This window comes from Paraburkholderia sp., assembly GCF_024281035.1.
Taxonomy (GTDB): Bacteria; Pseudomonadota; Gammaproteobacteria; order Burkholderiales; family Burkholderiaceae; genus Paraburkholderia.
The window spans coordinates 237,988-260,703 of record NZ_JAMXLH010000029.1 but is presented as its reverse complement, the minus strand read 5'-3'; the positions used below and the strand labels follow the sequence as shown (position 1 = coordinate 260,703).

The following is a 22,716-nucleotide window of genomic DNA, read 5'->3' as shown; positions in this document are numbered from 1 at the left end:
GGACCGCGACGGCTCGACCATCCGATCGGACACAAGCAGATATCAGACATTCAAGGCGAGGAGACCGCAACGATGACTGCGCCGCTGTTGGGACAGATGATGGATGTACCGCTGACCGTATCGTCGCTGATCGCGCACGCGGCGCGGCATCACGGCGGCACGCAGATCGTATCGCGCCGCATCGAAGGCGACGTGCATCGCTACACGTATCGCGACTGCGAGAAGCGCTCGAAGCAGCTCGCCCAGGCGCTGATCGCGCTCGGCGTCGCGCCCGGCGAGCGTATCGGCACGCTCGCATGGAACGGTTACCGGCATCTTGAGGCGTACTTCGGCGTGCCGGGCTTCGGCGCCGTGTGCCACACGATCAACCCGCGGCTCTTTCCCGAGCAGATCGCGTACATCATCAACCACGCGCAGGATCAGTACGTCCTCTTCGATATCACGTTCGCGCCGCTCGTCGACAAGCTTGCCCCGCAATGCCCGGACGTCCGCGGCTGGATCGCGCTCACCGACGAAGCGCATCTTCCCGAGATGCGCACGCCGATACTGAGCTACGAGACGCTGATCGAAGCCGAGGACGGCGAATACGAATGGCCATTGCTCGACGAGCGCAGCGCCTCGAACCTTTGCTACACGTCCGGGACGACCGGCAATCCGAAAGGCGCGCTCTATGCGCACCGGTCGTCGGTGCTGCATGCCTATGGCGCATCGCTGCCCGACGCCATGTCGCTGTCCTCGCGCGAGGCGATACTGCCCGTCGTGCCGATGTTCCATGTGAACGCCTGGGGCGTTCCCTATGCCGCGACGCTCAACGGCGCGAAGCTCGTACTGCCGGGCAAGGATCTCGACGGAAAGTCGCTCTACGAACTCATGGAGGCCGAGGGCGTGACGTGTTCGGCGGGCGTGCCGACCGTGTGGCTTGGCCTGCTCGCCTATATGCGCGAGGCGGGCGTGCGCTTCACCACGCTCAAGCGCACCGTGATCGGCGGGTCGGCGTGCCCGCCCGCGATGTTGCGCGCGTTCGAGGATGAATACGGCGTGCAGGTGATCCACGCGTGGGGCATGACCGAGATGTCGCCGCTCGGGACGCTCGCAAAGCTCAACTGGGAACAGTCGCAGCGGCCGCTCGAAGCGCGGCGCGCGCTGCTCGAAAAGCAGGGGCGCGTGATCTTCGGCGTCGACATGAAAATCGTCGGATCAAAGGGTGAGGAACTGCCGTGGGACGGCGTCGCGTTCGGCGACCTGCACGTGCGCGGGCCATGGGTGATCGACCGGTATTTTCGTCAGGAAAACGGCTCGCCGCTCGTCGATGGATGGTTCCCGACCGGCGACGTCGCCACCATCGACCCCGACGGTTTCATGCAGATCACCGACCGCAGCAAGGATGTCATCAAATCGGGCGGGGAGTGGATCAGTTCGATCGACCTCGAGAACATCGCCGTGGCGCACCCGGCTGTCGCGGAAGCGGCGTGCATCGCGTGCGCGCATCCACGCTGGACCGAGCGGCCCTTGATCGTCGCGGTGCTGAAGCCCGGTGCGACGGTCACGCGCGAAGCATTGCTCGCCTTCTATGAGGGCAAGGTGGCGAAGTGGTGGCTGCCCGACGACGTCGTGTTCGTCAAAGAGTTGCCGCACACGGCGACCGGCAAGCTGCAAAAGCTCAAACTGCGCGAGCAGTTCCGCGATCACGTGCTGCCCACGGCGCTCGCCACCGAAAATTGTCCGCTCGGCGAGCCTGGCACGAATCGCTGATAGCGCGCGGTTTCATCCATCATCAAGGGTCCAAAGGCGCACCGCTCGGGTTGCGCCTTTTTCTTTGTGCGTGCCGTGTTTAGCCCGACGACCTTCGGTAAAACCCTGATATGCGCGCAGCAATAAAAAATTGAACGAACGTTCTTTTTTGGGTATTCTGCCTTCTGACCGGGAATGTCGGACAATCAAACCGACGTCGCACAACGCGGCCCGCACGCATGGAGGCAGCCCAATGGCAGTGGATTACACGACTCGCGACGGCGTCGCCGTCATCACGCTCAACAACCCGCCCGTCAATGGCCTCGGGCTGTCGACCCGGACCGGCATCGTCGAAGGCATCGCGCGCGCGGCGCAGGATCCGGCCGTCACGGCTGTCGTGATCACCGGCGCCGGCAAGGCGTTCTCGGGCGGCGCGGACATCACGGAATTCAACACGCCCGCGGCGCTGCAGGAGCCCACGCTCCACACCGTCATCGCGGAAGTCGAGAAGAGCGCCAAGCCTGTCGTGGTGGCGATCCACAGCGTCGCCATGGGCGGCGGTCTCGAACTCGCGCTTGGCGCGCACTACCGCATCGCCGCGCCCGGCGCACAGATCGCGCTGCCCGAAGTGAAGCTCGGCCTGCTGCCGGGTGCGGGCGGCACACAGCGTCTGCCGCGTGCAATCGGCCTTGAGGCCGCGCTCAACATGATCGTGAGCGGCGCGCCGGTCCTGTCCGAAAAGCTCGCGAATTCGGGCCTTTTCGATGCGATGGCGCAAGGCGATCTGCTCGAAGAAGCAATCGCGTTCGCGCGCAAGGTCGGCGACAAGGCCGGTCCGCATCCGCTCGTACGCAACCGCAAGATCGCGCATCCGAATGCCGAAGGCTTCCTGCAGTTCTCGCGCAATACCGTCGCGGCGATGTCGAAGAACTATCCCGCGCCGGTGAAGTGCGTCGATGCCGTTGCGGCGGGCGTGAAGCAGGGCTTCGAGCGCGGCCTCGCATTCGAGCGCGCGTGCTTCGTCGAACTTGTGCAGACGCCGGAAAGCCATGCGCTGCGTCATGCGTTCTTCGGCGAGCGCGCCGCGAGCAAGATTCCCGACGTGCCGTCGAGCACGCCGGTGCGCGAGATCGCCCAGGTCGCCGTGATCGGCGCGGGCACGATGGGCGGCGGCATCACGATGAACTTCCTGAACGCGGGCATTGCCGTCACGCTGCTCGAAATGAAGCAGGAAGCGCTCGACCGCGGCATCGCGACGATCCGCAAGAATTACGAAGTGCAGGTCAAGAAGGGCAAGCTCACGATCGAGAAGCTCGAAGCGCGCATGGCGCTGATCCGCCCGACGCTCTCCTATGACGACCTCAAGTCGGCCGATCTCATCATCGAGGCCGTGTTCGAAGAGTTGGGCGTGAAGGAGCAGGTCTTCAAGCGTCTCGACGAAGTCGCGAAGGCCGGTGCGATCCTCGCATCGAACACCTCGACGCTCGATCTCGACAAGATCGCCGCATTCACGAAGCGCCCGCAGGACGTGGTCGGCATGCACTTCTTCAGCCCGGCCAACGTCATGAAGCTGCTCGAAGTCGTGCGCGGCAAGGACACGGCCAAGGACGTGCTCGCCACCGTCATGCAGATCGCGAAGAAGATCCGCAAGACCGCCGTGGTGTCGGGTGTGTGCGACGGCTTCATCGGCAATCGCATGATCGAGCAGTACATCCGCCAGGCGCTTTACATGCTCGAAGAAGGCGCGCTGCCCGCGCAGATCGATCGCGCAATCGAGAAATTCGGCTTCGCGATGGGGCCGTTCCGCATGAGCGATCTCGCCGGTAACGACATCGGCTGGGCGATCCGCAAGCGCCGCTATCAGGAAAAGCCGGACCTCAAATACTCGAAGATCGCCGACCACCTCTGCGAACTCGGCCGCTTCGGCCAGAAGACCGGCGCGGGCTGGTACGACTACAAGGCGGGCGAGCGCAACGCGCTGCCTTCCGCGCTCGTCGACGAGATGGTGATCGGCTATTCGAAGGAAGCCGGCATCGTGCGCCGCAAGATCGCCGACGAGGAGATCGTCGAGCGTCTCGTGTTCGCGCTCGTGAACGAAGGCGCAAAGATTCTCGAAGAGGGCATCGCCTCGAAGGCGTCGGACATCGACATGGTCTACCTCACGGGCTACGGCTTCCCGCTGTGGCGCGGCGGCCCGATGCTCTACGCGGACAAGGTCGGGCTCTACAACGTGGCCCGCGCCATTCGCGGCTATGCGCAGCAGACCAATGGCGACGCCTGGCAGATCGCGTCGTTGGTGAGCGCGCTGGCCGGGAAGGGCGGCACGTTCAACTGAGCCGACAGGCTAACGGACGAACAAGCGGACGGACATCATGAGAAGTGCGGACGACGTGCTGCTGCTGGTCGACCTGCAGTACGACTTCATGCCGGGCGGGGCGCTGGCCGTCGCGCACGGCGATGAAGTCGTGCCGGTGGCGAACCGGCTCGCGAAGGGCTTCGGCCATGTCGTGCTCACGCAGGACTGGCACCCCGCACAGCACGTATCGTTTGCAGCCAGGCACGCGGGTCGTCAGCCGTTCGAGACGATCGCGCTGCCGTACGGCGAGCAGGTGCTGTGGCCGACGCATTGCGTGCAGGGCACCGAGGGCGCCGCGCTGCATCGCGGGCTCGATGTGCCGCATGCACGCGCGATTATCCGCAAGGGTCATCACGCGGACGTCGACAGCTACTCGGCGTTTCTCGAAGCCGACCGCACGACGCCCACGGGCCTCGCAGGCTATCTGCGCGACACCGGCGCGAAGCGCGTGTATTGCTGCGGCCTCGCGACCGACTACTGCGTCGCGTGGTCCGCGCTCGATGCGCGCGCCGCGGGATTCGAGGTCGTGCTGATCGAGGACGCTTCGCGCGCAATCGATCTGCAAGGCTCGCTTGCCGCCGCGTGGACGCAACTGGCCGCCGCGGGCGTGACGCGCGCGCAGTCGGCCGACGTCGAGCGCGGCGCGGTGTGATCTGCACACTCGCGGCACACTGAGTCGCACGCACGAGCCGTCCGTTTTGTTCGGGAAATTTTTGCAGGATCAACGCATTCGCTTGGGATCGCAGCCAGCGCTGAAGCACCGGCCGCGATCGACACTCAGGAGACACGCATGACCGACGCCGTAATCGTTTCGACCGCCCGCACGGGCCTCGCCAAATCGTGGAAAGGCTCATTCAACATGACCCATGGCGCCACGCTCGGCGGCCATGTGACGAAAGCCGCCGTCGAGCGCGCCAACATCGATCCGGCGCGCGTCGAGGACGTGATCATGGGCTGCGCCAACCCCGAAGGTGCGACGGGCGGCAACATCGCGCGCCAGATCGCTCTGCGCGCCGGGCTGCCCGTTTCGGTGCCGGGCATGACCGTAAACCGCTTCTGTTCCTCCGGACTGCAGACCATCGCGCTCGCCTCGCAACGCGTGATTGCCGGTGAGGGCGATGTGTTCGTCGCGGGCGGCGTGGAGTCCATCTCGTGCGTGCAAAACGAGATGAACCGCCACATGATGATGGAAAGCTGGCTCTCGCAGAACAAGCCCGAGATTTACTGGAGCATGCTGCAAACCGCCGAGAACGTGGCGAAGCGCTACGAAATTGCGAAGGACCGTCAGGACGAATACGGCGTGCAGTCGCAGCAACGCGCGGCGGCGGCGCAAGCGGCAGGTCTCTTCAACGCGGAAATCGTGCCGATCACGGTGCTCGCGGGCGTCGCCGACAAGGCGAGCGGCCAGCTCGTCACGCGCGAAGTCACGATCGCCGCCGACGAAGGCATTCGCGCCGACACGACGCTCGAAGGCGTGTCGAAGATCCGCACCGCGATGCCGGGCGGCGTCGTCACGGCAGGCAATGCGAGCCAGTTTTCGGATGGCGCGAGCGCCTGCGTCGTCATGAACGCGAAGGTCGCGGAACGCGAAGGGCTCGCGCCGCTCGGCATTTTCCGCGGCTTTGCCGTGGCAGGGTGCGAGCCGGATGAGATGGGCATCGGCCCGGTGTTCGCCGTGCCGAAGCTGCTGAAGCAGGCCGGCCTGAAGGTCGAGGATATCGGCCTGTGGGAGCTGAACGAAGCGTTCGCGGTGCAGGTGCTGTACTGCCGCGACAAGCTCGGCATTCCCAACGACCGTCTGAACGTGAACGGCGGCGCCATTGCCGTCGGCCACCCGTATGGCGTATCGGGTGCGCGCCTGACCGGCCACGCGCTCATCGAAGGCAAGCGCCGCGGCGCGAAGTTCGTCGTGGTGACGATGTGCATCGGCGGCGGACAGGGCGCAGCGGGTCTGTTCGAAGTCGTCTGACCCTTGCGAGGTGGCGCGATGGTGCGGCGAGCGCGCCATCGCCGCGCTTCACGCATCGCCAGAACGTTGCCTTCGCGCCACCGCCATCGCCACCGAGATTCGCCCGATGGCGGTGACGTGTCGAGAGAAGCGCCGCTCGCGCCGGATGCAGGACAGGTATCATGACGCCTGTCGGTGCGCACCCGGTGCCGCACCCGTTCAATGCAGACTGAAAAGGTGAATACGGTGATTCGTCATATCGTGATGTGGAAGCTCCGAGAGTCGGCCGAGGGCGCGACGCGCGAAGAAAACCTCGTGAAATTCAAGGCTTTGCTCGAAGGCTGCCGCAATCTCGCACCGGGCACGCTGCATCTCGAAGTGGGTCTTGCACAGCCGGGCCTCGCTTCGACGTTCGACATCGCGCTCGTCTCCGATTTCACCGATAAAGCCGCACTCGATGCCTACCAGGATCACCCCGATCACGTCGTCGTGAAGAAGTTCGCCGGGGCGGTGTCGGAAGGCCGCCAGTGCGTCGATTACGTACTGTGAGTTCGTCCATGACCGATCAGGCGCAGACGCCGCCACCCATCCTCGAAAGTCCGTTTGTCGATCACCTGGGCGTCCAGCTCGTGAGTGCGACCGACGGTGCGAGTGAAGTGGCGCTGCCGCTGGCAGAGTGGCATCTCAACACCTGGGATATTGCACACGGCGGCGTGACGATGACGCTGGCCGACATCGCACTCGCGATGGCCGCGCGCAGCGTCGCGGGGGACGGTGTCGGCGTCGTCACCGTCGAGATGAAAGTGAATTTCATGCAGCCCGGGCGCGGCGAATTGCGCGCGTACGGCCGCGTACTGCACCGTTCGACGACGATGGCCTATTGCGAAGGCGAGATCCGCGACAGTGCGGGCCACTTCGTCGCGAAAGCGCTCGGTACCTTCAAATACATGCGCAGGCTTGCCGTGGGGCGTGACGTGACACGCCAGCGGCTGCGCAGCGATCCCACTGCGAAACCGGGACCGAGCGACGGCTGACGCCGCGCGCATTGTCCTCCATCGCATCCACCCTACGCGGCCCCGCGCCGCAAAGCGAACGCCATGACCCAGACCAATCGCCAGATTCTGCTCGCGTCGCGCCCGCAAGGCGCGGCGGGCGTCGATAACTTCCGTCTCGTCGAGACGCCGCTCGCACCGCTTGCGCAAGGCCAGGTGCGCGTGCGCAATCATTACCTGTCGCTCGATCCGTACATGCGCGGCCGCATGAACGACGCGAAATCGTATGCCACGCCGCAGCCGCTCGATGAAGTGATGATCGGCGGCACGGTCGGCGAGGTCGTCGAATCGCTCAATCCGAAGTTCAAGGCGGGCGACAAGGTCGTCGGCATGTTCGGCTGGCAGGAATTCGGCACGTCGGACGGCTCGGGCCTGAATATCGTCGATACGGCCCACGTTCCGCTTTCTGCCTATCTCGGTCCCGTCGGCATGCCGGGCGTCACCGCCTGGTACGGGCTGAACCGCATCATCGCGCCGAAGGCCGGTGAAACGGTCGTCGTGAGCGCGGCGAGCGGCGCGGTCGGCAGCGTGGTCGGCCAGCTCGCGAAGCGCGCGGGGTGCCGCGCAGTCGGCATCGCGGGCGGCGAGCAGAAGTGCCGCTACGTGGTCGAAACGCTGGGCTTCGATGCGTGCGTCGACTACAAGGCCGGCAACCTCTATGAAGCCCTCAAGGCGGCGACGCCCAATGGCGTCGACGGCTATTTCGAGAATGTCGGCGGCGAGGTGCTCGACGCGACGCTCGCGCGCATGAATGCATTCGGCCGCATCGCGCTGTGCGGTTTCATCTCGGGCTACGACGGCCAGCCGCAACCCCTGAAGTATCCGGCGCTGTTGCTCACGCAACGGTTGCTCGTGCAGGGTTTCATCGTCAGCGAGCACATGGAGCTGTGGCCGGAAGCGCTCAAGGAACTCGGCACGCTCGTCGCGCAGAAGCAGCTTGTGTATCGCGAGACGGTGGCGGACGGACTCGAAAACGCGCCCGCCGCGTTCCTCGGCATGCTCAAGGGCCAGAATTTCGGCAAGCAGCTCGTCAAGCTGATTTAATGCGCTGATTTGTAGCCTGATTCATCGCCTGGTCTGACCTGGCCGGGCTGGCGCAAGGCGCGTTGGCCCGTTTCATTGACGCTCCCTACCGCAGGATACGCAATGCCTGATCCGTTCCAGTTCGACGGCCGCGTGGCCGTCATCACCGGCGCGGCGAGCGGCTTTGGCCGCGCGTTCGCCCAAGAGGCCGCCACGCTCGGCATGAAGCTCGTGCTCGCCGATGTCGACAAGACAGCGCTCGATGAAACCGTCGCTGCCATGCGTGCGGCAGGCACCGAAGCGATTGGTGTGCCGACCGACGTGCGCGACCCGGCAGCAGTCGATGCGCTCGCGAAGGCCGCGCTCGACGCTTTTGGCAAGGTGCATCTGCTCTTCAACAATGCGGGCGTCGGCACCGGCGGCTTCGTGTGGGAGAGCAGCGCGAAGGACTGGGACTGGGTGTTCGGCGTCAACGTGATGGGCGTCGCCAACGGCGTGCGCGCCTTCACGCCGATCATGCTCGCGCAGGGCGAACCGGCGCATATCGTCAATACGGCGTCGGTGGCGGGACTCCTGTCGCCGCCAGCGATGGGCGTTTATAACGCGTCGAAGCACGCCGTCGTCTCGCTCACCGAGACGCTTTATCACGACCTGAAGAGCGTTGGCGCGACGGTAAGCTGCTCGCTCTTGTGCCCGGCGTTCGTGCCCACCGGCATCGCCAATGCCGAGCGCTCCCGTCCCGACGATCTGCGCAACGACGCGCCGCTCACGCGCTCTCAGCAGGCTGCCGATCTGCAACTGCAGCGCGCGGTGCGCTCGGGCCGCCTGACGCCCGCGGACGTCGCGGCGCAGACGTTCGAGGCCGTGCGCGAAGGGCGCTTCTATATCCTCACGCATCCGGGGATTCTCCCATCGGTGAAAATGCGCCATGAGGATATCGAAACATTGCGCAATCCCATTGATCCGCTTTCGCTGAAACCGGAAGTGAAGCACGCTTCCTGATTTGAATAGCCATGACGTTGAACGCGAAGATTGCGTTGGTACTTGAAATGGTGGCCCGCGCACGACGGGCGCCGTATCACACGCTCGCGCCGCACGAGGCACGTGCGTCGTATGAGAAGAGTGCCTCCGTGCTGGAGATTCCTTCCGCCCCGATGCATTCGGTGGAAGACCTCGATGTACCGGTGCGCGACGGCGCAACGATCCGGGCACGTCTGTATTATCCGGTCGAGCCGCACTGGGCCGAACCGCTGCCCGCGCTCGTGTATTTTCACGGCGGCGGTTTTACGGTGGGCAGTGTCGATACGCACGACGCGCTGTGCCGCATGTTCGCGCGCGACGCGCACTGCGCGGTCTTGTCGGTCGATTACCGGCTTGCGCCGGAGCATCTGTTTCCGACCGCGGTCCACGACAGTTTCGACGCCTATAGCTGGCTGCACGCGCACGCAGCCGAATACGCGATCGATCCGGCGCGCCTCGCGGTGGGCGGCGACAGCGCAGGCGGCACGCTCGCAGCGGTATGCACGGTGCTCGCGCGCGACGCGGGCAGGGCGCCGGTGCTGCAACTGCTGATCTATCCAGGCACGAGCGGGTATCAAGACACGGATTCGCACGCGCGTCTGGCCGATGGCCATCTGCTCACGGCCGAAACGATCCAGTGGTTCTTCAATCACTATGTGCGCGATGCAAACGATCGCGACGACTGGCGTTTCGCGCCGCTCGACGGCACGCGTGAAGCGCCCAGTTTCGCGGGGCTTGCACCCGCCTGGATTGCGGTCGCGCAATACGATCCGCTAGTCGATGAAGGTGAAGCCTACGCGCAGAAGCTACGTGATGCGGGCAACGCCGTGACGCTCGCGCACTACCCGGGCATGATCCACGAGTTCTTCAAGATGGGTGGTTTCGTGGAGGACGCGCGGCGCGCACATGCCGAGGCGGCACAGGCGCTGCGCGAGGCATTCGGGGCCGGCGACTGAGCGCGCCTGGCGGCGAGCGGAGCGTAGTAATGCGGTGGACGACGGGCCAGCGATAAGGCCGTCAGGGCAGGACGATCGCGAACGCTTCGTGGCGCTCGAAGTGGCCAGGCCGCTCGATGCGGTGCGAGCCGTTGTCGTCGCTGCGTTCGAGTGCTTCGACCTCGATGCGCTCGCCCTCTACGCTCACGCGTAGCGCGGTCGTGCCGCGCGTGCCGTAATCGGGCGTGTCGATGAACGCCGCCGAGAGCGCGCGTTCGCGTGCGAGCGGGATGCCCGTGGCGGGCAGTTCGTCGTCGCGGGCGACTTGCGGATCGCGCATCATCTCGACGAGCCGTTCGAGCGGCGCGGGCTTTGCGGCGCTAGATTCCGTTACATCCATCGCGCCATTGATGATCTGCGCGAGTTCGGCGCGCTTCTTCACAAGCTTGGGCCACGGCGTATCGAGCACGGCGTTCGAAATGCCGTGCGTACCCTCGGGCAGCAGCGCGGGCGCGAGATCGCCGCGATTGCAGTACCAGGCCAGTTCGCGCCGCGTCCAGTCGCCTACCACCAGATTGAAGCCGTTATACAGGCTGCCATTGCGCGCAACGTCGGCGAGATAGCCGAGCGGCGTGTCCGGCTGCCCCTCGGCACCCGTGAGCCACGCCGAAACGAGCGTGCCGCGCGTGGGCGCATCGGGGCGCATCTCATGCGGCGCGCGGTAATTCGTGAGCGCGGCGAAGCGGCCGCCGCGCGTCATCCCGAGCCACGTTCCTCCGCCCACCAGATCGCGCCCCGCGAGCACGCCGGGCGCTGCTTGCCACCAGTGCAGCGGATCGGCGGTACGGCGCAGGAATTCGTCGCGATTCGCGGCGAGCGTGAAGAGCGCGCCGTCGCGGGCGTGAGGACGCCAGTCGAAGACGATCAGGCACACGGCATCAGACCCCGCGCGTGCGCCGGCTCATTTGACAGAAGCGCTGGCAAAAGCGTTGGCACAAGCGTTGGCACAAGCGCCGGCGCACCCGTCACGCCACGCGCGAGCTGACGGAGCAGCGCCAACGCGTCAGACCTCGGCGGGCAGGGCGTACGGCAGCGGCAGGAAGCGCAGCGCGGGACCGTCCGCCGCGCCCAGATGCACGCTGCCCGATTCGAGCGCGGCGAGCTTGATCTCGACGAGCACGTCGACGCCGCCATCGGGCGCCGCAGCCGCGTTGACGATCATCCCGCACGGCTGGCCCGGATCGTCCGAGTGAAAGAGCTCGACGCCGGCACGCGCAACATCGAGGCCCGCCGCGACGCTGGCAAGCGACGTGCGGCGTTTGATCGTGCCGCGATACTGGCTGCGCGCGACGATCTCCTGGCCCGGATAGCAGCCCTTCTTGAAGTTCACGCCGCCGATCACGTCGTAGTTGACCATCTGCGGAACGAACTGCTCGGAGATCGGCTGCGTGATGCGGGGCTCGCCCGCGTGGATATCGAGCCAGTCCCAGACCTCGGGGGTGACGCGCTTCAACTGGCCGTCGAGCGCGGCGAGCCGTGCCTCGACTGCTTCTTTCGGGCCGATCCACAGATAGCGAAGGCGACCGGCTGCATCGGGCACGCGGATCAGCGTACCGGCCGGATCGTCCACCTTGACATGGACGCCATCGGGCAGCGCGTTGAACTGTGCGGCGAGCGCGTCGCGTACGTCGCCCGCGAGGCCGACCACGAGCAGCGTGCCGCTGCCATCGGTGAGCTTCGCTTTCGCGCGCAGCACGAACATCGAAAGACGTTTCTGCACGCTCGCCTGCAGATCCTTCGACAGCAGCAGGCGAATCGTGTCGCCGGTCTTCCAGGTGAGGAACGACGCGAGCAGGCGGCCCTTCGGCGAGCAGTAGCCCGCGAGGCGCGCGCCGGTCACGTCGAGATGCTGGACGTCGTTGGTGAGCTGGTTGTGCAGGAAGCTTGCGGCATCGTCGCCGTGAGCGTCGATCACGCCGAACTGCGGCAGGATCGCGTACGCCCCGCGCTTGAGCACGGCGTCAAAATCGTCGGCAGCGGGTCGTTCGGTGGCGGTGGGCGGGAGCGTTGCAGCAGAGTCGAGCGGGGAGTTCATGGATTCGGTGAACAGTCAATCCTGACGTTGGCGAGGGCAAGCAGTTATTATATGAGGTCCACTTGAGCCGTGTTTCGCATGTCCCTCTTGAGAAAATGCCTTATCGCCGGTGCTGCGCTCGCGGTGCTCGGCGCCGGCGCGGTGGCGGGTGTCTGGTATTGGGCCACTACGCCTGTCCAGCTCGCCTCCGCGCAACTCGACGTCACCATCAAGCCGCGCAGCACCGTGCGCAGCGTCACGGCGCAGTTGCAAAGCGGCGGCGTGCCCATCCAGACCGAACTGTTCGTGCTGATGACGCGCGCGCTCGGCCTGCAGAGCAAGCTGAAATCCGGCAACTACGAATTCAAGCTCGGCGTGACGCCGTACGAAGTGTTGCAGAAAATGGCGCTCGGCGACGTCAACGAATACGTTGCGACGATCATCGAAGGCTGGACCTTCAAGCGCATGCGCGCCGAACTCGATGCGAACCCCGCGCTGCGCCATGACACCGCAGGCATGACCGACGCGCAGATCCTGGCCGCGATCGGCGCGCCGCCTGCGCCGACGGGCAACGCCGAAGGCCTGTTTTTTCCCGATACGTACCTGTTCGACAAAGACACGAGCGACCTCGACGTGTACCGCCGCGCCTACCGGCTCATGAACACGCGCCTCACCGATGCGTGGGCCGCGCGCGCGCCGGGGCTGCCGTTCAAGTCGCCGTATGAGGCGCTTACGCTCGCATCGCTCATCGAGAAAGAGACGGGCCGGGCAGACGACCGGCCGCTCGTGGCCGCCGTGTTCGCGAACCGGTTGCGTACAGGCATGCCGCTGCAGACCGATCCGGCCGTGATCTACGGTCTTGGCGAGAGCTATGGCGGCCGCCTGCACAAACGCGATCTGCAGACCGACAGTCTTTACAATACGTACCTGCGCCCCGGCCTGCCGCCGACGCCGATCTCACTGCCGGGCGCCGCATCGTTGCAGGCGGCGATGAATCCGGCATCGACCACTGCGCTGTATTTCGTGGCGCGGGGCGATGGCAGCAGCGTTTTTTCTGACAATCTTGTCGACCACAACAAGGCCGTCGACAAATACATTCGAGGGCAGTAAATGGCGCGGGGCCGATTCATCACGTTCGAGGGCATCGACGGTGCGGGCAAGACCACGCATCTGGCCTGGTTTCGCGACAGGCTCGCCGAAAAGCTCGCCCCGAGCGGGCGCACGGTGGTCATGACGCGCGAACCGGGCGGCACGCCCCTTGGCGAAACGCTGCGCGAAATCCTGCTGCACCAGCCGATGGACCTCGAAACCGAGGCGCTGCTGATGTTCGCCGCGCGCCGCGAGCATCTCGCGCAGGTCATCGAGCCGGCGCTCGCGCGGGGCGACTGGGTGCTCTCCGACCGCTTCACCGACGCCACCTTCGCCTATCAGGGCGGCGGCCGCGGGTTGCCGCGCGACAAGCTGGAGGCGCTGGAGCGGTGGGTGCAGGGCGGTTTCCAGCCCGACCGGACGGTGCTGTTCGACGTGCCGACCGATACGGCGAGCGAACGGCGCGGCGCGGCGCGCGAGCCGGACCGCTTCGAGAGCGAAACCGAAGCGTTCTTCACCCGCACGCGCGACGAATATCTGCGCCGGGCCGAAGAGGCGCCGTGCCGGTTCTCGATCATCGATTCGACACAAAGCATCGAAGCGATTCGCAAACAACTCGAAGAAATCATTGCAGAACTTTGATTTAACAACGTTATTTGCAAAATTCATGTCTTGGTGTTGAGTTCGCCTCAAATCCAGACTTTCTCCGCTAATCGATTGATTTAAAAATGATCTATCCGTGGCAGACCGGCGACTGGGAGCGTCTCCAGCAATTGCGTAGCCACTGGCCGCACGCGCTGCTGCTGCATGGCCAGGCCGGGATCGGCAAGCTCCGCTTTGCGCAGCACCTGGCTCAGGGTCTGCTCTGCGAAGCGCCGAAGCCCAATGGCGAGCCGTGCGACACCTGCCCCGCGTGCAAGTGGCTCATGCAGGGCAACCATCCCGACTATCGGATCGTCGTACCCGAGGCGCTGGCAGGCGAAGCAGGCATGCCGGGCGCCGAGGACGGCGAGAAGGCAGCCGAGAAAGGAGACAAGGGCGACAAGAGCGACGATGACGGCAAGAAGAGCCGTACGCCGAGCAAAGAGATCCGCATCGAGCAGGTGCGCGCGCTGCTCGACTTCGCGGGCGTCGGCTCGCATCGCGGCGGCATGCGCGTGGTCGTGCTGTACCCGGCCGAAGCGCTCAACGTGGCTGCCGCGAATGCCCTGCTGAAGACGCTGGAAGAGCCGCCCGCGGGTGTCGTCTTCCTGCTGGTGTCGGCGCGCGTCGACCGGCTCTTGCCGACCATCATCAGCCGCTGCCGCCAGTGGCCGATGACGACGCCAGCGCCCGAGGCCGCGCAAGCGTGGCTCGCGGCGCAGGGCGTCGCCGGAGCGGCAGGCTTGCTCGCCGAGGCGGGCGGTGCGCCGCTCGCGGCACTCGCGCTCGCGCACGACGAGAACCGCACCTTGCGCGACTGGACGATCGCGCAGCTTTCGGCGGGCGCCGCGTGCGATGCCTTTGCGTGCGGTGAAACGCTCCAGAAGCTGCCGGTGCCGCTCGTGCTCGGATGGCTGCAGCGCTGGGTCTACGATCTGCTTGCCGAGCGCACGGCGGGCCGTCCGCGTTACTTCCCGCAAGCAAACACCGCGCTCGCGCGCTGCGCCGCGAAGCTCGACGCCAGCGCGCTCGCACGTTATCTGAAGACCGTCACGCGCCAACGTGCCGTGGAGAACCATCCGTTAAATGCTCGCCTCGTGTTCGAGGAGCTGTTTCTCGGCTATCGTGAATTGTTCGCCTGAGCCCCGGGCCGGGATGGACCGGCCTGCGCGCCATCGGCAGCACGGCCAGCCGCTATCCGAATCGTGATCACCATGAGTCTTGTCTACCGGGATGCCACCCTCGACGATCTGCACGACATCGTCGCGATCTATAACTCGACCGTGCCGTCACGGCTCGTCACCGCCGATCTGGAGCCGGTCAGCGTGGAAAGCCGCCTGCCGTGGTTCCACGCGCACGGCCCCGCGAAGCGGCCGCTGTGGGTGGTCGAAGAAGGCGGCCGCGTCGTCGGGTGGCTGAGTTTTTCCGATTTTTACGGACGCCCGGCGTACCGTCACACGTCCGAGGTCAGCATCTACCTGGACGAAACCGCGCGCGGCAAGGGGCTCGGCCGCCAGTTGCTCGCCGCCGCCATCGAAGCCGCGCCGGGGCTCGACATCCACACGGTGCTGGGTTTCGTGTTCGGCCACAATGAGCCGAGCATGCGGCTTTTCAGCCGCTTCGGCTTTGCCGTGTGGGGATCGCTGCCGCGCGTCGCCGTGCTCGACGGCGTCGAGCGCGATCTCATCATCCTCGGCAAGCGGCTCGATACCGCGCCCGCCGCCGCCTGAACCTGCGCAGGACTGTCCATGTTTGTCGATTCGCATTGCCACATCAACTTCGAAGGTCTCGGCGAGCGCCTGCCACAGGTGCTCGAGAACATGCTCACCCACGACGTCACGCACGCACTGTGCGTTTCAGTCGATCTCGAGACGCTGCCGTCGGTGCTCGATATCGCCGAGCGGTTCGAGAACGTCTACGCCTCGGTCGGCGTCCACCCCGACCATGAGGACGCGAAGGAGCCCACCGTCGCTGAACTGGCCGAGCTGGCCGCCCATCCGAAGGTGGTGGCGATCGGCGAAACGGGGCTCGATTACTACCGCCTCGGCGAGCGCACTGTCGCCGACATGGAATGGCAGCGCGAGCGCTTCCGCACCCATATCCGCGCGGCACACGCGACGAACAAGCCGCTGATCGTCCACACGCGCGCGTCCGCCGACGACACCCTGCGGCTCATGGAAGAGGAGCGCGCGGGCGTGCCGGGCGGCGTGATGCACTGTTTCACCGAGCCCTGGCCGGTCGCCGAGCGCGCGCTCGCGCAGAACTTCCATATCTCGTTGTCAGGTATCGTGACATTCAAGAGCGCGACCGATGTCCAGGAGGTCGCGCGCCGGGTGCCGATCGAGCGTCTTCTGATCGAAACCGACTCGCCGTACCTTGCGCCGGTACCCTATCGCGGCAAACCCAATGAACCTGCGTACGTAAGTTATGTCGGAAGATTCATTGCACAGCAGCGTGGGTTGTCCGACGCCGAACTCGGTGCGGCTACCACGCAGAACTTCTTCCGGCTCTTCAAGATTCCCCAAGCCGTCGAATAAGGCACTTTCAAGCTGTCAATACCGTTTATTATCATAACGATAGCGAATAATTTTAAGGCTTGACATGAACTCCAAACCGCTACTTCCCATCGTCTTTACCGTGCGTGCTGCACGCACCACCGCGGCGCGGCGCATGGCCGCGGCGCTCGTCTTCGGCATGAGCGCGGCAGTGCTGGCGAGCGCGCCCGTTCAGGCCGCATCGATCACCTCGCTCGTGAAATCCGTCAAGTTCGACGATGACAAGGGCGTCGCCAGCGATCTCGGCACGGGGCTCGATCCAAACGCCGTCGACGAGCAGGGCAACCCGCTTCTCGTTTTGGCCGCGCGCGAGAAATCCGACAAGGTCGCCGCGCTGCTGCTCGACAATCCGAAGACGAAGATCGACGCGGAAGACCGCGCGGGCGAAAACGCGCTGATGCTCGCGGCCCTCAACGGCGACCTCGACCTCGTGAAGCTGCTGATCACGAAGGGCGCGCAAGTGAACAAGAAGGGCTGGACCCCGCTGCACTATGCCGCGGCGAACGGCAACGACGACATCGCGAAACTGCTGCTCGGCTATTCGGCCCAGGTCGACGCGCTTTCGCCCAACGGCACGACGCCGCTCATGATGGCCGCGCGCGGCGATCACATGTCGACGGTCAAGCTGCTGCTCGACAGCGGCGCGAACCTCAACGCGAAGAACCAGATCGGCATGAACGCGCTCGATTTCGCGAAACAGTACAAGGCGCCGGACGCGATCAAGGGGTTGAGCGCGCGCATGGCGCAGTCGGGCGGCCAGTCCGGCACTGCGGCAGCCCCGCAAAACGGTGCAAAATAACCGGGTTGCCGGCCGCCCGGAACGGCCGGCAGCCTGCGGCGACTCGACGGGGCGCCGCACGATACGTCACTAATAAGGAGAATCATGCTGCGGGCTCTGATTTGCGCCAGCGCGCTCGTCCTGCCGCTTTCGGCGTTTGCCTTCACGGCGGGCGATCTCAACCGGCTCTGCATGAAAACGGATGTCGCCTCGCGCAGCGCGTGCGCGGCCTACATCGAAGGCGCCGCGGATGGCGTGTTCAACACGATCGACGCGATCGGCGGTACGACCGGCCCGCGCGTCGGCCAGTATTTCTGCCTGCCGCCGGACGCACGCACGGCGCAGTTGACCGACGCGGTGCGCAGGTACATCGCCGACAACCCGAACATCATTGGCTACAACGCAAGCACGGCTGTTTCGCTCGGTCTCGGTAAAGCCTTTCCCTGCAAGCCCGGCAGCTGAGCCCCTCATGGCAGGCTCGACGAGCTGGTTGGATGGGTAGAGGCGGGTTGAGCCTGTAGGCAGCTGACGCTGCGCCGTTTTCGTCCGCGGCCGTGGCGTTCGTGTCGCTTGTGCTGTTTCCACGCGTAGCCGCCAGGCTCAGGAGGAACAGACCGCAGATGCCGAGCATCGACGATCTCTCGCGTATCGCCAACGCGCCGCTGCAAACCTGGCTCGGCACGCTTATCGTCAGTGCCGTCGCGCTCGTGTTTGCCGCGGCCGTTCACTGGCTTGGCTCGCGCGTGCTGCGCCGCATCGCCGGGCCGTATCCGCGCGTGAGCGTGATCGTGCGCTACGTCCGCCAGCCCGCGCTCGCGGTCATCCTCATTCTCGCGGCCGAATTCGTGTGGTGGCAGGCGCCCGACACGTTGCGCTTCATCTCCAGCCTGCGCGAACTCGTCGCCGTCGCGCTCATTGCAGCGATCACATGGCTTTCCGTGCGCTGCGCAGCGGCCATCGGCGAGGCGATCATCGCGGCCCATCCGATCGACATCGTCGACAACCTCCAGGCCCGCCGCATCCATACCCAGGCACGTGTGCTCGCACGCACGGTCATGATCCTGATCATGATCGTCGGCGTCGGCGCGGCGCTCATGACCTTCCCGAATGTCCGGCAGTTCGGCGCGAGCCTGCTCGCTTCGGCGGGTGTGGCCGGTCTCGTCGCCGGTATCGCGGCACGCCCCGTGCTCGGCAATCTGATCGCCGGGCTTCAGATCGCGCTCACGCAGCCCATCCGGCTCGACGACGTGGTCGTGATCCAGGGCGAGTGGGGGCGCATCGAGGAGATCACCGGCACCTACGTGTCCGTGCGTATCTGGGATCAGCGCCGCTTGATCGTGCCGCTGCAATGGTTCATCGAAAACCCGTTTACGAACTGGACGCGCAACAGCTCGCAGATCATCGGCTCCGTCTTCCTGTGGCTCGATTTCCGCATGCCGCTTGCGCCGCTGCGCGAGGAACTGTCACGTATCGTCGCGCCCGCGCCCGAATGGGATGGCCGGGTACAGGTCCTGCAGGTCACCGATGCCAACGAGCGGGCGATGCAGTTGCGCGTGCTGGTCAGCTCGCCCAACTCAGGGCTGAACTGGGATCTGCGCTGCCGCGTGCGCGAAGGGCTGTTCGCCTTTATGAACGCGCACTATCCGCAATTCCTGCCGCGTACGCGCGCGGAGGTGTCGGCGGAACCGGAAAGCAGCGCAGCCGACATGCCGGTATGGGAGCCGCAGCCCGCGCAGCCTGCGGCATCGAGCACGGCAGCGAACACGGAAGCCGATCCGGTGACCGGCAGCGTGGTGCGCACCAACGTCGCGGGCGATATGCAGCACGCCTCAGCGGCGGTCCCGGCCAGCCATGCGGCGAGCGGCGCAGGGCGGCGCACCCGGTGACGGCTGCTTTCGGCTGCTCGCTGCCGTTGGAGATGCTGTGCGCGTCATGCGTGGCACGCCCCATGCTGATAAGCGCAAATCCATGCGCGAGCCTCACCGCATCGATCAGCATCGGCTGCTGCCGCAGGCATGAACTACGCACATGAACGCACGAGTGGAGGACGGGATAGATGGGCAGATTGATCGTCGTATCGAACCGCGTGGCAACGCCATCGGAGGCGAAAGGCGCTGCGGGCGGCCTCGCCGTCGCCGTGTTCGGCGCGCTGAAGGACGGAGGCGGCGTCTGGTTCGGCTGGAGCGGCGATGTCGTGAGCGAATCGGTGGCGAATGCGGGGCCGATGCTCGTCAAGGAGGGCGCCGTGACGTTCGCGACGGTCGGCCTTTCGCGCAAGGACTACGACCAGTACTACCGCGGTTTTTCGAACGCCACGTTATGGCCGATTTTCCACTACCGCAACGATCTTGCGCGCTACGAACGCGACGAGTACACGGGCTACCGGCGCGTCAATGCGTGGCTCGCCCACAAGCTCGTGAAGCTCATTCATCCCGACGACAACATCTGGGTCCACGACTACCATTTGATCCCGTTCGCCGAGGCGTTGCGCTCTGAGGACATCGAGAACCGCATCGGCTTTTTCCTGCATATTCCGTTTCCCTCGCCGCAGGTGCTGCAGACGATCCCGTCGCACGACGAACTCGTCCGTTCGCTGTGTTGCTACGATCTGCTCGGATTCCAGACACAGAACGACCAGCAGGCCTTCCTCGACTACATCGCGCGCACTGCGCGCGGCACGGTGCGTGCGCAAGGCGAAGGGGCTTCGGTGGAAGCGTTCGGGCGCAAGCTGCGCACGGGCGTCTACCGCATCGGCGTGTTTCCCGACGAAATCGCCGCACAGGCCGAGCGTGACGAAGGCCGCGACGAGGTGCTCGACCTCAAGCAGAGCCTCGAAGGACGCAAGCTCGTCATGAGCGTGGACCGGCTCGATTACTCTAAAGGACTCGTCGAGCGTTTTCATGCGTTCGAGCAGTTGCTCGAACAAGTACCGGCGTGGCGCGGCAAGGTCACGCTCGTGCAGATCGCACCGCCCACGCGTTCCGATGTCGCGAGCTACAAGCTGATCCGCGAAGAGCTGGAGCGCGAAGCCGGGCGCATCAACGGCCGCTACTCGGGTCTCGATTACACGCCGATCCGCTATCTGAGCCAGCAATACGACCACGCGAAGCTGATGTCGCTCTTTCGGGAATCGCAGGTGGGCTATGTCACGCCGCTGCACGACGGGATGAATCTCGTCGCCAAGGAATACGTGGCCGCCCAGAATCCCAACGATCCGGGCGTACTCGTGCTGTCGATCTTCGCGGGCGCAGCCGCCGAACTCACCGGCGCGCTGCTCGTGAATCCTCACGATGCGGAGGGCATGTCGGAGGCGCTGCAGCACGCGCTGTCGATGCCGCTCGCGGAGCGCCAGGCGCGCTACGAGATCAACATGGCCGCCTTGCGGCGCAACAACCTCGGCGTCTGGCGGGACAGCTTCCTGCGCGATCTCGGCAACGTCCCGAAGTCACATTGAGCGCACTGCGCACAGATGATGCGCGCGGCATTGACAGATTCGGACCCCACAATGTCACCCGGCACGACCGGCACGACGAAGCCGTGATGTATCCGCATGTAAGTCCCGACAGGAATTGAAAAAACGAGGGCGCTCGCACGTGGTGTGCAGAATAATGACCAAACCACGTGATATATGCGAGCCGCCGCCGATTCCGCCCCGATGGCCCGCCTGTGCCGCGCAGGGGTTGCCTTACAATGAGGCGCCTCGAAGTGGCGAGGCCCGATGCGGAAGCACACACCCGAACGCCCCCGATCGCCGGAGACACCTGATGAGAATTGCGCAGATCGCCCCGCTGACCGAATCGGTTCCGCCCAAGCTCTACGGCGGCACCGAGCGCGCGGTGTCGTACATCACCGAAGCGCTGGTTGATCTCGGCCACGATGTCACGCTGTTCGCGAGCGGCGATTCCGTGACGAGCGCGAAGCTCGAACCTGTCTGGCCCCGCGCGCTGAGACTCGATCCGGGCATCCGCGACAGGATCGCGCCGCACATGCTGCTGATGGAAATGGTGCGCCGCCAGGCCGACCAGTTCGACGTGCTGCACTTCCATATGGATTACTACTCGTTTTCGGTGTTCAAACGCCAGGAAACGCCATTCGTGACGACGCTGCACGGCCGCCTCGATCTGCCCGAGCAGCAGCCGGTTTTCGATACCTTCGACACGGCGCCGGTCATTTCCATTTCGAATGCGCAGCGTCAGCCGATGCCGCAGGCCAAATGGCTCACGACCGTCTATCACGGGTTGCCCGAAAACCTCTACACGCCGCAGCCCGTCGAGCAGCGCTACCTTGCATTTCTGGGCCGTATCTCGCCGGAAAAGCGCGTGGATACGGCGATTCGCATCGCGCAGCGCTGCGGGTTGCCTATCCGTATCGCCGCGAAGGTCGACGAGGCCGACCGCGAGTACTTCGAGCACGAGATCAAGCCGCTTTTCGCCATGCCGAACGTCGAGTTCGTCGGCGAGATCTCCGATGCCGAGAAGGCCAATTTCCTCTCGGGCGCGCATGCGCTGCTCTTTCCGATTGACTGGCCGGAGCCGTTCGGCCTCGTGATGATCGAGGCGATGGCGTGCGGCACGCCGGTGATCGCGTTCAATCGAGGCGCCGTGCCGGAAGTGGTGGACGAGGGCGTGACGGGCTTCATCGTCGAGGACGAAATCGGCGCCGTGGCCGCGGTGAACCGCATTGCGCGCGTGCCGCGCACGGGGGTGCGCCGGCAGTTCGAGGCGCGCTTCACGTCCCGCCGCATGGCGCAGCAGTATGTGGAGGCGTATCAGACCGTGATCCGCGTGAACAAGCGCTCGCGCTTCAAGGTGATCGACACATCAGCGAGCTGAAGATATGCCCGCACGACGTGTATGACAAACGGTGTCACAGCGCGTGTCAAAGCGCGAGCCGCGTGATCTTCGTGCCCTCGAGCGACAAATTGCCGATGAGGCCACTGTTCGTGAGCACGAACACTTCGACCGGCCTGGTGGCCGTGGCGGTATTAACGGTACCGTTCGCGCCCACATTCACGATGGCGACCGAAGCGTCGCCGCCAACCGACCAGCCTTCCGACTGGCGGAATTTGTCGAGGGCGTTCTGGGTCATGAAGAGATAGACGACGGACTTCGACTGCACGCCGAGCGTCGCGCCCACGGACACCGACGTCGTGCTGAAGTACCCGGTCGTGCTTCCGCCGACGCGCAACGCGCCGTCGCCGTGCTCGCCGCCAATGGCGACGCCTGCCTGAACCACCGATGGAAACACCAGAATGCCGCGCGCCTGGCCGACGAATTCGCGCGAGCCGGGCACGGTCTGATAGAGCCGCGAGAGCGTGCCGTCGACGGCGGCGTCGATCGACTGGCGGCGGGCGTCGGCGGACATTTCGGCAGGCGGGTGAATGCTGGTGGTCGTGCAGCCGGTGATGGCGGCGCTCGCGACAGCGATGGCGACGGAAGCTTTCAGAAGGAATTTGCTTGTTTGCATCCTGTCCTCCGTTGAGGTGACCGGAAGCCGCCTGGAAACCGCTTCGC

22 protein-coding genes are annotated in these 22,716 nt (G+C 65.3%); 19 read left to right on the top strand and 3 right to left on the bottom strand.

Features of this window, described 5'->3' with window-relative positions:
* Positions 1-72 precede the first annotated feature (72 nt).
* The 9 genes from Q0L30_RS10255 to Q0L30_RS10215 all read left to right on the top strand — a co-directional run bounded on the left by Q0L30_RS10255 (position 73) and on the right by Q0L30_RS10215 (position 10,086).
* Positions 73-1,752, top strand: coding sequence for a 3-(methylthio)propionyl-CoA ligase (locus tag Q0L30_RS10255; RefSeq protein WP_296654571.1), 1,680 nt, complete (start codon positions 73-75; stop codon positions 1,750-1,752).
* Positions 1,753-1,984: 232 nt separating this feature from the next.
* Complete coding sequence (locus Q0L30_RS10250) at positions 1,985-4,066, top strand: 3-hydroxyacyl-CoA dehydrogenase NAD-binding domain-containing protein (protein ID WP_296654569.1); 2,082 nt, start codon at positions 1,985-1,987, stop codon at positions 4,064-4,066.
* Positions 4,067-4,103: 37 nt separating this feature from the next.
* A complete protein-coding gene (pncA, locus tag Q0L30_RS10245; RefSeq protein WP_296654568.1) occupies positions 4,104-4,739 on the top strand; it encodes a bifunctional nicotinamidase/pyrazinamidase in 636 nt (211 codons plus the stop codon).
* A gap of 138 nt (positions 4,740-4,877) precedes the next feature.
* Positions 4,878-6,056 carry an acetyl-CoA C-acyltransferase gene (locus tag Q0L30_RS10240; protein ID WP_296654566.1) on the top strand — a complete coding sequence of 393 codons (1,179 nt, stop codon included), beginning with the start codon at positions 4,878-4,880 and terminating at the stop codon, positions 6,054-6,056.
* Between the two features lie 225 nt (positions 6,057-6,281).
* Complete coding sequence (locus Q0L30_RS10235; protein ID WP_367277802.1) at positions 6,282-6,584, top strand: Dabb family protein; 303 nt, start codon at positions 6,282-6,284, stop codon at positions 6,582-6,584.
* Between the two features lie 8 nt (positions 6,585-6,592).
* The gene (locus tag Q0L30_RS10230) at positions 6,593-7,069 is read left to right on the top strand and encodes a PaaI family thioesterase (RefSeq protein ID WP_296654562.1); all 477 of its coding nucleotides are present in this window, start codon (positions 6,593-6,595) and stop codon (positions 7,067-7,069) included.
* A gap of 63 nt (positions 7,070-7,132) precedes the next feature.
* Entirely contained in the window at positions 7,133-8,131 is a 999-nt protein-coding gene (locus tag Q0L30_RS10225) for an NADP-dependent oxidoreductase (protein ID WP_296654560.1), read from the top strand.
* A gap of 102 nt (positions 8,132-8,233) precedes the next feature.
* Positions 8,234-9,112 (top strand): SDR family oxidoreductase, encoded by an 879-nt coding sequence (locus tag Q0L30_RS10220; RefSeq protein ID WP_296654559.1) that lies wholly within the window; start codon positions 8,234-8,236, stop codon positions 9,110-9,112.
* Positions 9,113-9,123: 11 nt separating this feature from the next.
* Positions 9,124-10,086 (top strand): alpha/beta hydrolase, encoded by a 963-nt coding sequence (locus tag Q0L30_RS10215; protein ID WP_296654557.1) that lies wholly within the window; start codon positions 9,124-9,126, stop codon positions 10,084-10,086.
* 61 nt (positions 10,087-10,147) lie between these two features.
* On the opposite strand, the gene Q0L30_RS10210 is transcribed toward Q0L30_RS10215, so the two are convergent.
* Together Q0L30_RS10210 and Q0L30_RS10205 are read right to left on the bottom strand one after the other, a co-directional pair.
* Complete coding sequence (locus Q0L30_RS10210; RefSeq protein WP_296654555.1) at positions 10,148-10,999, bottom strand: NRDE family protein; 852 nt, start codon at positions 10,997-10,999, stop codon at positions 10,148-10,150.
* A gap of 129 nt (positions 11,000-11,128) precedes the next feature.
* Entirely contained in the window at positions 11,129-12,160 is a 1,032-nt protein-coding gene (locus Q0L30_RS10205) for a folate-binding protein (RefSeq protein ID WP_296654554.1), read from the bottom strand.
* A 78-nt stretch (positions 12,161-12,238) separates the two neighbouring features.
* On the opposite strand from Q0L30_RS10205, the gene mltG reads away from it, so the two are divergent.
* From mltG to Q0L30_RS10155, 10 genes are all read left to right on the top strand, one after another.
* Complete coding sequence (gene mltG / locus Q0L30_RS10200) at positions 12,239-13,249, top strand: endolytic transglycosylase MltG (RefSeq protein WP_296654552.1); 1,011 nt, start codon at positions 12,239-12,241, stop codon at positions 13,247-13,249.
* Entirely contained in the window at positions 13,250-13,870 is a 621-nt protein-coding gene (gene tmk / locus Q0L30_RS10195) for a dTMP kinase (protein WP_296654551.1), read from the top strand.
* Between the two features lie 86 nt (positions 13,871-13,956).
* On the top strand, positions 13,957-15,012 hold the full coding sequence (locus Q0L30_RS10190) for a DNA polymerase III subunit delta' (protein ID WP_296654549.1): 1,056 nt from the start codon (positions 13,957-13,959) through the stop codon (positions 15,010-15,012).
* 72 nt (positions 15,013-15,084) lie between these two features.
* The gene (locus Q0L30_RS10185) at positions 15,085-15,600 is read left to right on the top strand and encodes a GNAT family N-acetyltransferase (protein WP_296654547.1); all 516 of its coding nucleotides are present in this window, start codon (positions 15,085-15,087) and stop codon (positions 15,598-15,600) included.
* 18 nt (positions 15,601-15,618) lie between these two features.
* Positions 15,619-16,407, top strand: coding sequence for a TatD family hydrolase (locus Q0L30_RS10180; protein WP_296654545.1), 789 nt, complete (start codon positions 15,619-15,621; stop codon positions 16,405-16,407).
* A 133-nt stretch (positions 16,408-16,540) separates the two neighbouring features.
* A complete protein-coding gene (locus Q0L30_RS10175) occupies positions 16,541-17,224 on the top strand; it encodes an ankyrin repeat domain-containing protein (RefSeq protein WP_296654754.1) in 684 nt (227 codons plus the stop codon).
* Positions 17,225-17,308: 84 nt separating this feature from the next.
* A complete protein-coding gene (locus tag Q0L30_RS10170; RefSeq protein ID WP_293037303.1) occupies positions 17,309-17,665 on the top strand; it encodes a Rap1a/Tai family immunity protein in 357 nt (118 codons plus the stop codon).
* Positions 17,666-17,823: 158 nt separating this feature from the next.
* A complete protein-coding gene (locus Q0L30_RS10165) occupies positions 17,824-19,089 on the top strand; it encodes a mechanosensitive ion channel domain-containing protein (RefSeq protein WP_296654542.1) in 1,266 nt (421 codons plus the stop codon).
* Positions 19,090-19,259: 170 nt separating this feature from the next.
* Complete coding sequence (gene otsA, locus Q0L30_RS10160) at positions 19,260-20,657, top strand: alpha,alpha-trehalose-phosphate synthase (UDP-forming) (RefSeq protein ID WP_296654539.1); 1,398 nt, start codon at positions 19,260-19,262, stop codon at positions 20,655-20,657.
* Between the two features lie 310 nt (positions 20,658-20,967).
* Positions 20,968-22,035: a glycosyltransferase family 4 protein gene (locus Q0L30_RS10155; protein WP_296654537.1), complete on the top strand. Its 1,068-nt coding sequence runs from the start codon at positions 20,968-20,970 to the stop codon at positions 22,033-22,035.
* Positions 22,036-22,081: 46 nt separating this feature from the next.
* On the opposite strand, the gene Q0L30_RS10150 is transcribed toward Q0L30_RS10155, so the two are convergent.
* Positions 22,082-22,669 (bottom strand): YSC84-related protein, encoded by a 588-nt coding sequence (locus Q0L30_RS10150; RefSeq protein ID WP_296654535.1) that lies wholly within the window; start codon positions 22,667-22,669, stop codon positions 22,082-22,084.
* Positions 22,670-22,716 lie beyond the last annotated feature (47 nt).

Excerpts from the sequence above, each read along its gene's own strand:
- Q0L30_RS10225 (WP_296654560.1), top strand. The coding sequence starts at position 7,133 with ATGACCCAGACCAATCGCCAGATTCTGCTCGCGTCGCGCCCGCAAGGC.
- Q0L30_RS10175 (WP_296654754.1), top strand. The coding sequence starts at position 16,541 with ATGGCCGCGGCGCTCGTCTTCGGCATGAGCGCGGCAGTGCTGGCGAGC.
- pncA (WP_296654568.1), top strand. The coding sequence starts at position 4,104 with ATGAGAAGTGCGGACGACGTGCTGCTGCTGGTCGACCTGCAGTACGAC.
- Q0L30_RS10165 (WP_296654542.1), top strand. The coding sequence starts at position 17,824 with ATGCCGAGCATCGACGATCTCTCGCGTATCGCCAACGCGCCGCTGCAA.
- otsA (WP_296654539.1), top strand. The coding sequence starts at position 19,260 with ATGGGCAGATTGATCGTCGTATCGAACCGCGTGGCAACGCCATCGGAG.
- Q0L30_RS10150 (WP_296654535.1), bottom strand. The coding sequence starts at position 22,669 with ATGCAAACAAGCAAATTCCTTCTGAAAGCTTCCGTCGCCATCGCTGTC.
- Q0L30_RS10255 (WP_296654571.1), top strand. The coding sequence starts at position 73 with ATGACTGCGCCGCTGTTGGGACAGATGATGGATGTACCGCTGACCGTA.
- Q0L30_RS10230 (WP_296654562.1), top strand. The coding sequence starts at position 6,593 with ATGACCGATCAGGCGCAGACGCCGCCACCCATCCTCGAAAGTCCGTTT.
- mltG (WP_296654552.1), top strand. The coding sequence starts at position 12,239 with ATGTCCCTCTTGAGAAAATGCCTTATCGCCGGTGCTGCGCTCGCGGTG.
- Q0L30_RS10205 (WP_296654554.1), bottom strand. The coding sequence starts at position 12,160 with ATGAACTCCCCGCTCGACTCTGCTGCAACGCTCCCGCCCACCGCCACC.
- tmk (WP_296654551.1), top strand. The coding sequence starts at position 13,250 with ATGGCGCGGGGCCGATTCATCACGTTCGAGGGCATCGACGGTGCGGGC.
- Q0L30_RS10170 (WP_293037303.1), top strand. The coding sequence starts at position 17,309 with ATGCTGCGGGCTCTGATTTGCGCCAGCGCGCTCGTCCTGCCGCTTTCG.
- Q0L30_RS10155 (WP_296654537.1), top strand. The coding sequence starts at position 20,968 with ATGAGAATTGCGCAGATCGCCCCGCTGACCGAATCGGTTCCGCCCAAG.
- Q0L30_RS10240 (WP_296654566.1), top strand. The coding sequence starts at position 4,878 with ATGACCGACGCCGTAATCGTTTCGACCGCCCGCACGGGCCTCGCCAAA.
- Q0L30_RS10180 (WP_296654545.1), top strand. The coding sequence starts at position 15,619 with ATGTTTGTCGATTCGCATTGCCACATCAACTTCGAAGGTCTCGGCGAG.
- Q0L30_RS10220 (WP_296654559.1), top strand. The coding sequence starts at position 8,234 with ATGCCTGATCCGTTCCAGTTCGACGGCCGCGTGGCCGTCATCACCGGC.
- Q0L30_RS10190 (WP_296654549.1), top strand. The coding sequence starts at position 13,957 with ATGATCTATCCGTGGCAGACCGGCGACTGGGAGCGTCTCCAGCAATTG.
- Q0L30_RS10215 (WP_296654557.1), top strand. The coding sequence starts at position 9,124 with ATGACGTTGAACGCGAAGATTGCGTTGGTACTTGAAATGGTGGCCCGC.
- Q0L30_RS10185 (WP_296654547.1), top strand. The coding sequence starts at position 15,085 with ATGAGTCTTGTCTACCGGGATGCCACCCTCGACGATCTGCACGACATC.
- Q0L30_RS10250 (WP_296654569.1), top strand. The coding sequence starts at position 1,985 with ATGGCAGTGGATTACACGACTCGCGACGGCGTCGCCGTCATCACGCTC.